10 protein-coding genes are annotated in these 12,128 nt (G+C 73.6%); 8 read left to right on the top strand and 2 right to left on the bottom strand.

Going from position 1 to position 12,128, the window contains the following annotated elements; genetic code table 11:
* From E2C05_RS22585 to E2C05_RS22575, 3 genes are all read left to right on the top strand, one after another.
* Nucleotides 1–214 (top strand): OmpA family protein (locus tag E2C05_RS22585; RefSeq protein WP_133221906.1); only part of this gene is annotated, 214 nt, incomplete at its 5' end.
* Nucleotides 215–1,083: 869 nt separating this feature from the next.
* Nucleotides 1,084–2,262: an OmpA family protein gene (locus E2C05_RS22580; RefSeq protein WP_133221905.1), complete on the top strand. Its 1,179-nt coding sequence runs from the start codon at nucleotides 1,084–1,086 to the stop codon at nucleotides 2,260–2,262.
* A 488-nt stretch (nucleotides 2,263–2,750) separates the two neighbouring features.
* On the top strand, nucleotides 2,751–3,329 hold the full coding sequence (locus E2C05_RS22575; protein ID WP_133221904.1) for a hypothetical protein: 579 nt from the start codon (nucleotides 2,751–2,753) through the stop codon (nucleotides 3,327–3,329).
* Nucleotides 3,330–3,513: 184 nt separating this feature from the next.
* Here E2C05_RS22575 and E2C05_RS22570 read toward each other — a convergent pair whose 3' ends face one another.
* Both E2C05_RS22570 and E2C05_RS22565 read right to left on the bottom strand, forming a co-directional pair.
* A complete protein-coding gene (locus E2C05_RS22570; protein WP_133221903.1) occupies nucleotides 3,514–4,575 on the bottom strand; it encodes a GGDEF domain-containing protein in 1,062 nt (353 codons plus the stop codon).
* 469 nt (nucleotides 4,576–5,044) lie between these two features.
* Complete coding sequence (locus tag E2C05_RS22565; RefSeq protein WP_133221902.1) at nucleotides 5,045–6,130, bottom strand: Zn-dependent alcohol dehydrogenase; 1,086 nt, start codon at nucleotides 6,128–6,130, stop codon at nucleotides 5,045–5,047.
* 217 nt (nucleotides 6,131–6,347) lie between these two features.
* On the opposite strand from E2C05_RS22565, the gene E2C05_RS22560 reads away from it, so the two are divergent.
* The 5 genes from E2C05_RS22560 to E2C05_RS22540 all read left to right on the top strand — a co-directional run bounded on the left by E2C05_RS22560 (nucleotide 6,348) and on the right by E2C05_RS22540 (nucleotide 11,914).
* The gene (locus E2C05_RS22560; protein ID WP_133221901.1) at nucleotides 6,348–7,145 is read left to right on the top strand and encodes an enoyl-CoA hydratase; all 798 of its coding nucleotides are present in this window, start codon (nucleotides 6,348–6,350) and stop codon (nucleotides 7,143–7,145) included.
* Between the two features lie 114 nt (nucleotides 7,146–7,259).
* On the top strand, nucleotides 7,260–8,225 hold the full coding sequence (locus E2C05_RS22555) for an NAD(P)H-dependent flavin oxidoreductase (RefSeq protein ID WP_133221900.1): 966 nt from the start codon (nucleotides 7,260–7,262) through the stop codon (nucleotides 8,223–8,225).
* Between the two features lie 147 nt (nucleotides 8,226–8,372).
* Nucleotides 8,373–9,764 carry an amidase gene (locus E2C05_RS22550; protein WP_133221899.1) on the top strand — a complete coding sequence of 464 codons (1,392 nt, stop codon included), beginning with the start codon at nucleotides 8,373–8,375 and terminating at the stop codon, nucleotides 9,762–9,764.
* Between the two features lie 150 nt (nucleotides 9,765–9,914).
* Nucleotides 9,915–11,003, top strand: coding sequence for a trypsin-like peptidase domain-containing protein (locus tag E2C05_RS22545; RefSeq protein ID WP_133221898.1), 1,089 nt, complete (start codon nucleotides 9,915–9,917; stop codon nucleotides 11,001–11,003).
* A gap of 230 nt (nucleotides 11,004–11,233) precedes the next feature.
* Complete coding sequence (locus E2C05_RS22540; RefSeq protein ID WP_111467902.1) at nucleotides 11,234–11,914, top strand: winged helix-turn-helix domain-containing protein; 681 nt, start codon at nucleotides 11,234–11,236, stop codon at nucleotides 11,912–11,914.
* Nucleotides 11,915–12,128: the final 214 nt, after the last annotated feature.

Raw genomic sequence — 12,128 nt, 5'->3', positions numbered from 1 at the left:
GGTGGCGGGCCATGCCGACCGGTCCGGCACGCCGCAGTACAACCAGCGCCTGTCGCAGCGCCGCGCCGACAACGTGGCGGCCGAGCTGGTGCGCCAGGGCATCGCGCGCAACGAGATCGCCGTCACGGCCTTCGGCGAGAGCCGGCCGCTGGTGCCGACCGCCGACGGCGTGCGCGAGCCGCAGAACCGCCGCGTCGAGATCGTCCTGCGCTGAGGCGCGGCACGCCTCTCGACCCGACATCGTCGGTCTGACATGGGAAGGGGCGCCGCGAGGCGCCCCTTCTTCGTTGCGCCCATTCCTGCCGCCGGCGGGACCGGGACGCGCGGATGCCTCGCTGCCTGCCCCGAGGTCATGCGGCTGATGCCGATGCGCGGGCGGGACGGCCTGTGGCGGGCGCGGCGCTCCCCGGGCGCTGCGGGGTGCCTGCCGCCATATGGACATTCGGCGGCACCGCGCGGGAACGCCACCGATCAAGGTCCCCTCGCGGACTGCCCAGGCTGACCGGATACGGGCCGATCCCGCGGGCTCATCGGCGGGGTGCTGCCACGCCGGCGCAACCCATCGCCGCACATCCCGGCGGCCGGATGGAGCCGCGCGGCGCACCGACATGCTGCGCCGAATCGCCGCATCGGCACACGGCGCGCGGGCGCGCCTGCCGCCGGATATGCCCTCCCGGCGTGCGGCGGATGCCGAATCGCAAGGCACCCTCACCTCGGTGTGATATCACGGCCACGCCCAGTGCAGAATTGCCACACTACCCGCATCACGCGAGCGGTCCGCTCCACCTCGCGCATCCGTGGTGCCGCGGCCCCGCGGCGATCTGCTTTATCCGCACCGCTCCCGACGGGCAGGACGGCATTCCGGTCCCCTCGGCGGGGCGGGACCGATTTCGGTTCAGGACGCGGGGCGAAGGCCCGGCCAGGTTGGCGCCGGGCAGGACTGTGGCCAAGCTGCAACAGCACCATGCCTTGCACCGCAGTGACTGAACCCTCGGCGTCCCTGGTTCTTAGGCGCATGAGCGCGTGTCGACCTTGAACCGAGCAGCCGGTTCCGCGACGCGCGCCGAGATGGAGACACAGTCCATGACTCTGAAAAGGGCGCTGCTGGCAGCGACCATCCTGGCGGCCCCCCTGGGGGCGATGTCGGCCGCGAACGCGCAGCCGGTCACCGGCCTCTACATCGGCCTCGGCGCCGGTGGAAACTGGGTGAACAACCCGTCCAAGTTCGACCTGTCCGGCCGCACGCAGGACGTCAGCGGCGGCAATTTCGGCCTGCCCAGCAATGTTCGCGTGAACAATGTCGGCAAGGCGAATTTCGAATTCGGCTGGGGCGGCGTCGGCAGCATCGGCTGGGGCTTCGGCAATGGCTTCCGCGCCGAGCTCGAAGGCAACTATCGCGAGAACGAGGTCGACAGCATCCGCGGCTTCGGCCTGTCGCCGATCGGCCGCACGGGCGGCTTCCAGCGCACCTATGGTGCGATGGTGAATGTTCTCTATGACTTCGACTTCGCGAATTTCGGCCTCGGCCAGAGCATCTTCCAGCCCTATGTCGGCATCGGCGCCGGCTATGCCTGGACCGACTGGCGCAATGTGCGCGGCCAGAGCGCGGCGAACGGCCTCGTCATTCACTCCAACGACAGCGACGGCCAGTTCGCCTACCAGGCCATCGTCGGCGTCGGCACGCCGCTCACCTGGCTCGGCATCACCGGCCTGACGCTGACGGCGGAATACCGCTTCTTCGGCACGCTGCAGCCGGAGCTGTTCACCACCGTGCGCAACCCGGCGGCGGGCAACGCGCCGCTGGCGGCCGGCCGCATCGAGGCGGACAACTACAACCACTCGGTCATGCTGGGCCTGCGCTACGCGCTGTTCCAGCCGCCGCCGCCGCCGCCGCCCGTCGTCGCCCCGGCCCCGGCCGCGGCGCCTGCGCCGGCGCGCACCTACCTCGTGTTCTTCGACTGGGATCGCGCCGACCTGACGGCCCGCGCCCGGGAGATCATCACCGAGGCGGCGCAGAACGCGCGCCGCGTCTCCTCGACGCGGATCGAGGTGGCGGGCCATGCCGACCGGTCCGGCACGCCGCAGTACAACCAGCGCCTGTCGCAGCGCCGCGCCGATGCGGTCGCTGCGGAGCTGGTGCGCCAGGGCATCAACCGGGACGAGATCGCCATCACGGCCTTCGGCGAGAGCCGGCCGCTGGTGCCGACCGCCGACGGCGTGCGCGAGCCGCAGAATCGCCGCGTCGAGATCGTGCTGCGCTAAGGCGCGGCACCGCTCTCGGGCTGATAGGGAAAGGGGCGCCGCGAGGCGCCCCTTTCTGCGTCCGGGCCATGGTCAGCAGGGCTGGCCGGTACGGAAGCGCCAGATCAGGCGCGCATCCCGCCGTGGCAGGGCGTCGGCGCCCGCACGACATGTTTGGGGATGGACGTTGCGCCGCGCGCTTGCGCGGCGGGCATCCCGCTTCGCAGCGGGTGATGGATGGCCATGCCCGGGCGGGCGGCCATCCGTGCCGGCCTTGCCGGCAATCTCGCGTCAGCGGACCGCGTTCGGTTCGGGCCGCGTTGCGTACCTGATATCGCCTGCCGACTGTCCCCTGACCGTCAGATGACGTGGAACAGGTAGAGCAGGATGATGATCGGGATGGGCAGGCCAAGGAGCCAGAGGAGGATGCCGCGCATGATGTCCTTCCGTTGCATGACGCAACCTAGCCAACGCCCGCTGCGGCGCTGCGCTTGCTGGCTCCGCGCTTCGTGACCATCGTTCCGGCCGGCGAGGGGGAAATGGCGAGCATGGCGGGGCGGCGATCGATGCTGGGCGGGCTGCTTGGCCTGGGACTCGCGGGGTGCGAGACCGACCCGGTGGCGGACTATCTCGACGGCATCGGCGACCCGGTCCGCGGCGCGGCGCTCTATGCGCCGCGCAACCTCGGCGATACCAGCCGCTGGGCGGGCCGCCCGGACGGCGCGGCGGTGGCCGTGGAGCAGTTGGAATTCCTGGCGAGCGAACTGGCGACCAATCCGCGCTGGGCGCCGGAGGTGAATCCGGCGGTGCTGCAGACCCTGCAGGCGGCGCGGACGGAAATGCGCGGCTATCTCGGCATCCAGCCCGGGGCCGACCCGCAAGTGGTGATCGAGGCCATGCGCCGCGCGGCCGTGGCCCTGCGCGAGGGCAGCCGCGCGAGGGCGGAAGCGGCGCTCAGCGGGCCCGCCTTCCCGGGCGGCGCGGCGGAGGTTCTGGCACGGCTGGCCGCCATGCCGCGCCTGCCGCGCACCGCCAATGCGGCCGGCATGGTCGCGGCCGAGCTGGACCGGCTGGACCGCCGCCGCTGAGGCCGGCACCCCGGGCGTGTCGCGCGGGACCGGCGCGGACACCCGGCCGTGCTGCCATCAAGGACACGAGGGGCCTTCCGGTCGCAGCGCCCCAATCCCGTTGGGCCGATCGTCCCGCCATCCGCGCTGTCGCCAGGCCGGTGCCATGCGGGGTGAGCCGGGCCGTCATCGGCGCCGGCAGGCATCAGGCGGCCAAGCTGGTTGGCAGGTGTTGCACCACGCGGTTCCGGCCGTCCTGCTTCGCGCGGTACAGCGCCGAATCGGCGCGCGCGACCAGGGCGGACCAGGCTTCCCCCGGCAGGCGGGTGGCGATGCCGGCCGAAAGCGTGACCGGCCCGACCACCCCGCCGGTGGCGCGCACGGAGTATTGCTGCGCGGCCACCGCCTGGCGCAGCCCGTCGGCGACGCGGGCGGCGGCCTCGGATTCCAGGCCGGGCAACAGCACCACGAATTCCTCCCCGCCGAAGCGGCCGCAGGCCTGCGGGTCCTTCAGCTGGCCGGCGAGCGTCGCGGCGATGCGGCGCAGCACTGCATCCCCCACCGGATGTCCCCAGGTGTCGTTGATCGACTTGAAGTGGTCCACATCCACCACGGCCACCGAGAAGGGGCGCCCGGCCACCGCCATCTCCTGCTGCCGCAGCGCGGCCAGGGCCTCGATCGCGCGGCGGTTCGGCAGGTTGGTCAGCGGGTCGGTATTCGCTTCGGTCAGCGCTTCCTGCAATTGGGCCTGCAGGCCGATGATGAGATGCGACGACGCATCGAGCTGCGCGCCGAGCAGGGCGCTGCGGCGCGCCATTTCCTGCGTCTGCGCGATCAGCCCGGCCAGGGCACGGCCCAGGTCGGACGTATCCGTCAGGTTGCCGCGGAAGGCATTCAGCGCATCGCCATAGCGGCTGGTGTCGCCGCTTGCCGCCGCCACGAGGGAGACGACCTGGTCGGTCGCCTGCCGCAGCCGCTCCGCCGCCTCCATCAGCGCCGCGGATTCCCGCTGGGTGTCGAAGAAGCGCTCATGGATCTGGTGCATCACCTCCTCGGTGATGGCACGGCGGTTGGTCAGGTAGGTGTCGATCAGGCGGCGCAGCGTGTTGGTCGTGCCGGCGTGGTAGTCGTACCAGATGGCGAAGAAATCCGGGGAGGGCGGCAGGCCATGCTCCATCATCGAGGAGATGGCGGCATGCGCCAGTGCCACGGTGTGGGCACGCTGCGCATCGCCGCCCTTCACGGCATCCTCTTGGCTATTGGGCATCGGCACCCGGTCCCGGCATAGGCCGGCGGAATCTGCGTGACGGGGGTAAAGAAAGCCCTAGGCAAGCCAATACCGGGAAACGCCGCGCAAGCACCTGCCCGCATCCGACAAGCGGGCCGGAAGTCCGCACGACAGCGGAAAAAGAACGGATTCGACATGGCCGTGATGTAGCAACGAAACCTGGCCGGGAAGCGTCGGGAATGCGACGTTTCCCGGCCGCGCCCACCATGGGGCCACGACCTTGGCCACAGCCGGCCCCGGCGGGAACGCGCACCGACGAAAGGCCGCCTTGTCGATGGGGCGGCGCGGCGTGTCGCCTGGCGCGGCGGCAGATCGCGGAGCCGCCCCCGACCGCGCGAGATGGGCCTGCGCGGGCGCGGCAGGCTCCCGCTCGCGGCGCCCGGACCCGCCTCCCCGCCCGCAGGCCGCAGCCGACCGTGGAGGACGCGAGGCGACGCTCGGCCGCGGCTCAGCCGAACTCGATCAGCTGCCGCACGACATGGCCGCCCTTCAGCCGGGCGAAGCCATCGTTGATCTCGGCCAGCTTGAGCTTGCTGCTGATCAGGTGGTCCAGCTTCAGGCGGCCCTGCTGCCACATCCGCAGCAGCCGCGGCATGTCGGTGCGGAAATGGTTCGACCCCATCGACGATCCCTGGATCCGCCGCTCCCGCAGGAAGTCGAAGCCGTGCAGCTCGATCTTCTGGCCGAAGGGCACCATGCCGACGATGGTGGCGGTGCCGCCCGGCTTCAGCATGGCGAAGCTCTGCTCGGCGGTGACCTTCAGGCCGAGGCATTCGAAGCTGTACTCGACGCCGCCGCCGGTCAGGTCCCGCACCGCCTGCACCGGGTCGTCGTTGCCGACGAGGACGGTGTCGGTCGCGCCCATCTCCTTCGCCAGCTCCAGCTTCTCGGGCAGGGTGTCGAGGGCGATGATGCGGGATGCGCCGGCCAGCGCCGCCCCGTTCACCGCGGACAGGCCCACGCCGCCGCAGCCGATCACCGCGACGGTGGACCCGGCCGGGATGCGGGCCGTGTTGATGACCGCGCCGACGCCGGTGATGACGCCGCAGCCGACCAGCGTCGCGCGGTCCAGCGGCACGTCGCGGTCGATCTTCACCAGGGCGTTCTCGTGCACCACCATCTGCTCGGCGAAGGCCGAGAGGTTGAGGAACTGGTGCATCACCTCCCCGCCCTTCCAGGACAGGCGGCGGGACTGGCCCGGCACCATCTTCACCTCGGTATTCTCGCACAGCACCGTCCGGCCGCTGGTGCACTGCATGCAGGCGCCGCAGAAGACCGACAGGCAGCCGATCACATGGTCGCCCGGCGCCAGGTAGGTGACGTCGGACCCGACGGCCTCGACCACCCCGGCCACCTCATGGCCCGGGACGGTCGGCAGCGGGTGGGGGTACAGCCCCTCGATGAAATGCAGGTCGGAATGACACAGCCCGGCATAGGCGGTGCGCACCAGCACCTCCCGCGCCCGGGGCTTCTGCAGCGTCACCTCCTCGATGGTCAGGGGCTCGTTCGGCGCATGCAGGACGGCGGCCTTCATGGATCGCTCCTCTCCTCCGGGCGTCGCGTCGTTGGGGCGCGCGACGGGCAGGTCGCCATTCTGCGCCGGCGGTGTAGGCTGCGCCAGGGTGTGCGCCGCCCGGCCCGGCATGAGGGCCGGGCCGGGGCGCGCGGCTCTGCAACGGCGGTCCCCGGCGCGCCGGCCCGCCGCCGGGCGGGGCCGGCGCGCCGGGCCGCGATGACGGGAGGACAACGGAATGCCAGGCGACCTGATCGTGACCGAGGAGGCGGGCGTCGCCCTGCTGACCATGAACCGGCCGGACAGCCTGAACGCGCTGGGCGGCACGATGCTGGAGGAGATGCTGGCGGCGCTGACCCGCATCGCCACCGACATGTCGGTGGGCTGCGTGGTGCTGACCGGCGCGGGCCGCGGCTTCTCGGCCGGCGGCGACATGAAGGCGCGCGCGACCGGGGAGAAGCCGATCCTCGACGGTACGCGGGAACAGGCGCAGATGTCGCTGCGCGCCCGCATGGAGGCGTCGCGCCTGCTGCACGAGATGCCGAAGCCGACCATCGCCATGGTGAACGGCGTCGCCGCCGGCGCCGGCATGTCGCTGATGCTGGCCTGCGACATGCGCATCGGCGGGAACAGCGCGCGCATGGGCACCGCCTTCGCCCGCATGGGCTTCTCCGGCGATTTCGGCGGCCACTGGTTCCTCAACCGCCTGGTCGGCCCGGCCAAGGCGCGGGAGCTCTACTTCACCGCCGAGGTGATCGATTCCGCCGAGATGCTGCGCCTCGGGCTGCTGAACCGGCTGGTCGAGGACGCCGAGCTGCCGGCGGCGACCATGGCGCTGGCGCGGCAGCTCGCCGCCGGGCCGCGCGTCGCCTGGCACCACATGAAGCGCAACATGCAGGTGGCCGAGCAGGGCACGCTGGCCGAGGCGCTGGATGTCGAGGCCTTCGGCATGACCCGCTGCCGCGACACCGAGGACCATCGGGAGGCGCTGCGCGCCTTCGCCGAGAAGCGGCCGCCCGTCTTCAGCGGCAAGTAGCCCGCGCCCCGTGCCGGGCCCGGGGGCGGCGAGCCGCCGCGTCCCGGGCTTCGGCGGCCCTCGGGGCGCGCGCCGAACCGGGGTAGCATGGCCCCGCACCAGCCCGGAGGCGCCATGCCGCCCGCCCTGTCCACCCGCGTCACCCGCCTGCTCGGCATCCGCTACCCTATCGTCCAGGGCGGCCTCGCCCGCGTCGCGGGGGCCGAACTGGCCGCCGCCGTCTCGGAAGCCGGCGGGCTGGGGCAGATCGCCAGCGCCGGGCTGGACGGGCCGGCGGCTCTGCGCGCCGAGATCCGCCGCTGCCGCGCGCTGACCACACGGCCCTTCGCGGTGAATTTCCCCATCGGCCGGCAGGATATCCGCCCGGGGCTGGAGACGGCGCTGGAGGAGGGCGTGCGGATCATCGCGCTGACCGCCGGCAATCCCGCGCCCTACATCGCCCGCTGCCGCGAGGCCGGGGCGAAGACCCTGGTGCTGACCGCCGGGCCGGAGCTGGCGCGCAAGGCCGAGGCGGCCGGCGCCGACATGGTGGCGACCGTGGGCTATGAGGGCGGCGGCCATATCGGCCGCGGCGACGAGACGACGCTGGTCATGGTCCCGCGCGTGGTCGCCGCCGTGTCCATCCCGGTGCTGGCCTCGGGCGGCATCGCCACCGGTGCCGGGCTGCTGGCCGCCCTGGCCCTGGGCGCGGAGGGGGTCGAGATGGGCACCCGCTTCGTCGCCACGCGGGAAGCGCGGGCGCATGCCGGCTACAAGCAGGCGCTGGCCGGGGCGGCGCCGGCCGACACCATGATCATCAAGCGCACGCTCGGCATGCCCGGCCGCGTGCTGCGCAGCCGGCATGCCGAGGCGATCGTCGCGGCGGAGGAGGCCGGCGCGCCGCGCGACGACCTGGTGGCGATGATCAGCGGCGCGATGAATGCCCGCGGCACGGACGACGGCGACATGGACGACAGCTATGTCTGGGCCGGGCAATGCGTCGGCCTGTTCGACGACGTGCCGCCGGCCGGGGAGGTGGTGCGCCGCATGGCGGAGGAGGCGCTGGCCGGCATGGCGCGGCTGCGGCAGATGGGGCTGTGACGGCGGCCGCAGCGCGCAGGTGCCGGCCATGATCGCGATCGCCGGGCGGCCGGCGCCCTCCCCCCGCCATGCAGCGTCCGCCGGCGCCACGCGCCCGGCGGCCATTCCCGTGCCGGCCGGGGCCGGCATCCGCGCCGGAGACGCGCCATGACCGACCCCGCCCTGCTGCCCGCCACGGCGCTGGCCGGCCTCTTCGCCCGCCGCGCCCTCTCGCCCATCGAGGCGCTGGACGCCGTCCTGGCCCGCATCGCCGCCCGGAACCCGCGGCTGAACGCCATCGTCGCGCTGGACGAGGCCGGCGCCCGTGCCGCCGCCGCGGCCAGCACCGCGCGCTGGCAGGCGGGCACGCCGCTCTCGCCGCTGGACGGGGTGCCGCTGACGGTGAAGGACAACATCCCGGTCGCCGGCCTGCCCTGCAGCTGGGGCAGCCCGCTGTTCCGGGACTGGGTGCCGGAGCGGGACGAGCTGCCGGTCGCCCGCGGCCGCGCCGCCGGCCTCGTCATCCTGGGCAAGACCAACGTCCCGGAGTTCACCTCCCAGGGCTACACCGACAACACGCTGTTCGGACCGACCCGCAACCCCTGGGACCCGGCGCTGACCCCTGGCGGATCCTCGGGCGGGGCGGTGGCGGCGGTCGCCTCCGGCATGGGGCCGCTGGCGCTGGGGACGGATGGCGGCGGGTCCATCCGCCGGCCCTGTTCCCATGCCGGGCTGGTCGGGCTGAAGCCTAGCCCCGGGCGGGTGCCGCGCTGCGACGGGCTGCCCGCCATCCTGCTCGACCTCGAGCAGGTGGGGCCGATCGCCCGCACCACGGCGGACCTGGTCGCGCTGCTGGGGCTGCTGGCGGCGCCCGACCCGCGCGACCCGGCCAGCGCCGGCCTGCCGCCCTTCGCCCTGCCGGCGCGGGCGAAGCGGCAGCGCATCCTGTTCGTCCCGCGCTTCGGCGCCAACCCGGTGGACCCGGAGATCGCCACGGCGACGGCGATCGCCGCGGCCCGCCTCGCCTCCCTCGGCCACCGGGTGGAGGAGGGGGACGCGCCCTTCACGCCGGAGGAACTGGCGGCACTGTTCGGCCCGGTCGGCCAGTCGGGCCTCGCCTGGCTGCTGGCGGAGCGGGGCGGCGAGCCGGCGGCGCCCGCCCTGCGGGAGATGGCGGCGGCCGGCCGGGCGCTCACGCCCCGGGCGGTGTTCGGCGCGCTGCACGGCATCGCCGGCTTCCGCCGGCGCATGGCGGCCTTCTTCGGCGCCTGGGACCTGATCCTGACCCCGGCCGCGGCGGCCCTGCCCTGGCCGGCGGAGGAGGTGGCACCGCCCGCCATCGACGGCCAGTCGGTGGGGCCGCGCGGCCATGCGGTCTTCACCAATTTCGCCAACCTGGCCGGGTTGCCGGGCATCGCGCTGCCCTGCGATCCCTCGGCCGGCGGCCTGCCGATCGGCTTCCAGCTGGTCGGCCCGGCGGGGTCGGATGCACGGCTCTGCGCCCTGGCGGCGGAGTGGGAGGCGGCCTGGCCCTGGGCGGCGCGCTGGCCGCCGGGTTGACGCCGCTTGCCCTGGCGGCCGCCATCCGCTGGGCGCCCGGACAGTTGAAGGACCAGGGCGCGCGACCCAGACTTTAAACCATGGCCGGTCCGCCCCGCCCGGGGGCGGAGGCCGAGACCCCCGAGGATCGACGCACTGTCCCCCGTTTCCATGCCGCGCCGCCATCTCGGCCGGGCGGCCGCTTCCCTCATGGCGCCGCTGGCCCTGGCCGGTCCGCTGCTGCCGCTGGCCGCCTGCGCCCCCGTGCCGGCCGCCGCCCAACGCGGGCTGCTGCCCGACTTCGCCGATCTGGCGGAGCGGGTGCAGCCGGCGGTGGTGAACATCGCCGTCACCTCCGAGCAGCGGGTGGAGGTCCCGCCCGAGCTGCGCGGCACGCCCTTCGAGCGCTATTTCCGCGACCGGCAGCGCGGCCGCCGGCAGGAGACGGTGGGGGCGGGCAGCGGCTTCGTCATCGATCCCGGCGGCTTCATCGTCACCAACAACCACGTGGTCGGCAATGCCAGCCGGGTGGTGGTGGCGCTGCAGGACGGGTCCGAGCTGACGGCGCGGGTGGTCGGCACCGATGAGCTGACCGACCTGGCCCTGCTGAAGGTGGAGCCGCGCGGGCCGATGACGGCGGTGCCCTGGGGCTCCTCCGCCGCCGCGCGGGTCGGGTCCTGGGTGCTGGCGGCCGGCAATCCCTTCGGCCTCGGCGGCACGGTCACGGCCGGCATCATCTCCGCCCGCGGGCGGGAGATCGGCGCTGGACCCTTCGACGACTTCATCCAGACCGATGCCGCCATCAACCCCGGCAATTCCGGCGGGCCGCTGTTCAACGCGGCGGGCGAGGTGATCGGCATCAACACCGCCATCTACTCGCCCTCCGGCGCCTCGGCCGGCATCGGCTTCGCCACGCCCTCCGACCTCGCCCGACCGGTGATCGAGCAGCTGCGGCGCGACGGGCGGGTGGAACGCGGCTGGCTCGGCGTCTCGGTCCAGGATGTGGTGCCGGAGAACGGCCAGGGCCGCCGCGGCGTGCTGATCGCCGGCATCGAGCGCAACAGCCCGGCCGGCCGGGCCGGGCTGCGCCAGGGCGACATCGTGGTGGCCATCAACGGCGACCGGGTCGAGACATCCCGGGCGCTGGTCCGCACCGTTGCCGCCGTGCCGCCCGGCCAGACCCTGCGCCTGACCGTGCTGCGGGAGGGGCGGGAGCGGGAATTGCCGGTCCAGGTCGGCCGCCGGCCAGGGGCGGGGTGATGGGCGGGGTGATGGGCGGGTTAGCCGGGGCAGTTGACGCCCCCGGCCGCGCTTGCGCAGGCTGGCCGCTGCTGAGTCGGGCGCAACGGCGGTCCCCTGACGGGCGTTCAGCCCCGCATGGGGCCGAATAAATCCGGCCGGAAAACGGCGGCAATCCGCGGCATGGCGATGCTGCCGATCGGCCGGCGGCACACCCCCCGATGCGGCAGCCGGGACAGGGACGAGGGACGATGCGGATTCTGCTGGTCGAGGACGATGCCGAGGTCGCGCGCTTCGTGCGCAAGGGCCTGCAGGAAGCCGGCCATACGGTGGAGCATGCGACCAACGGGCGCGACGGCCTGTTCCTCGCGGCATCCGAGCAATTCGACATGCTGGTCCTGGACCGCATGCTGCCCGGCGGGGTGGATGGCGTGCGGCTGGTGGAGACCCTGCGCAGCCAGGGCAACCGCACGCCCGTCCTCTTCCTTTCGGCGCTGTCGGCCGTCGACGAACGGGTGAAGGGCCTGAAGGCGGGCGGCGACGACTACCTGACCAAGCCTTTCGCCTTCGCCGAGCTGCTGGCGCGGGTGGAGGCGCTGGGACGGCGGCCATCGGTGGATGCGCCGGCGACCAAGCTGCGCGTCGCTGATCTCGAGCTCGACCTGCTGTCGCGCACCGTCACCCGCGCCGGCAAGCGGATCGACGTGCAGCCGCGGGAATTCCGCCTGCTGGAGCACCTGATGCGGCATGCCGGCCAGGTGGTGACCCGCACCATGCTGCTGGAGAAGGTCTGGGACTACCATTTCGACCCGCAGACCAACGTCATCGACGTGCATGTCAGCCGCCTGCGGCAGAAGCTGGACAAAGGCTTCGACCGACCGCTGATCCACACCGTCCGCAACGCCGGCTACATGATCCGCGCCGAGCCCTGAGGGCCCCGCAGGCATGCGCATGACCGCCCGCGCCCGGCGACCGGGCCGCCTGTCCGCGGCAGGCCTGCCGACCCGGGGCCGGCGGCCGGCATGAGCCCTGAGGGGTTGCGCAAGGATGCGGCGGCCCCGCCCGCGGCGCCGCCCGTGCCGGGCATCGCGATGGAGGCGGTTGCCGGCGGCGCCCGGCCGGCGGGCCTGCGCCGCCCCGGCCTGC

This window comes from Paracraurococcus ruber (assembly GCF_004353985.1).
Lineage (GTDB): Bacteria > Pseudomonadota > Alphaproteobacteria > Acetobacterales > Acetobacteraceae > Paracraurococcus > Paracraurococcus ruber.
The sequence above is the reverse complement of the archived record's forward strand: the minus strand, read 5'-3'. Positions and strand labels throughout refer to the sequence as shown.

Excerpts from the sequence above, each read along its gene's own strand:
- E2C05_RS22555 (WP_133221900.1), top strand. The coding sequence starts at position 7,260 with ATGCCGCCCGCCCTGTCCACCCGCGTCACCCGCCTGCTCGGCATCCGC.
- E2C05_RS22540 (WP_111467902.1), top strand. The coding sequence starts at position 11,234 with ATGCGGATTCTGCTGGTCGAGGACGATGCCGAGGTCGCGCGCTTCGTG.
- E2C05_RS22560 (WP_133221901.1), top strand. The coding sequence starts at position 6,348 with ATGCCAGGCGACCTGATCGTGACCGAGGAGGCGGGCGTCGCCCTGCTG.
- E2C05_RS22570 (WP_133221903.1), bottom strand. The coding sequence starts at position 4,575 with ATGCCCAATAGCCAAGAGGATGCCGTGAAGGGCGGCGATGCGCAGCGT.
- E2C05_RS22580 (WP_133221905.1), top strand. The coding sequence starts at position 1,084 with ATGACTCTGAAAAGGGCGCTGCTGGCAGCGACCATCCTGGCGGCCCCC.
- E2C05_RS22550 (WP_133221899.1), top strand. The coding sequence starts at position 8,373 with ATGACCGACCCCGCCCTGCTGCCCGCCACGGCGCTGGCCGGCCTCTTC.
- E2C05_RS22545 (WP_133221898.1), top strand. The coding sequence starts at position 9,915 with ATGCCGCGCCGCCATCTCGGCCGGGCGGCCGCTTCCCTCATGGCGCCG.
- E2C05_RS22565 (WP_133221902.1), bottom strand. The coding sequence starts at position 6,130 with ATGAAGGCCGCCGTCCTGCATGCGCCGAACGAGCCCCTGACCATCGAG.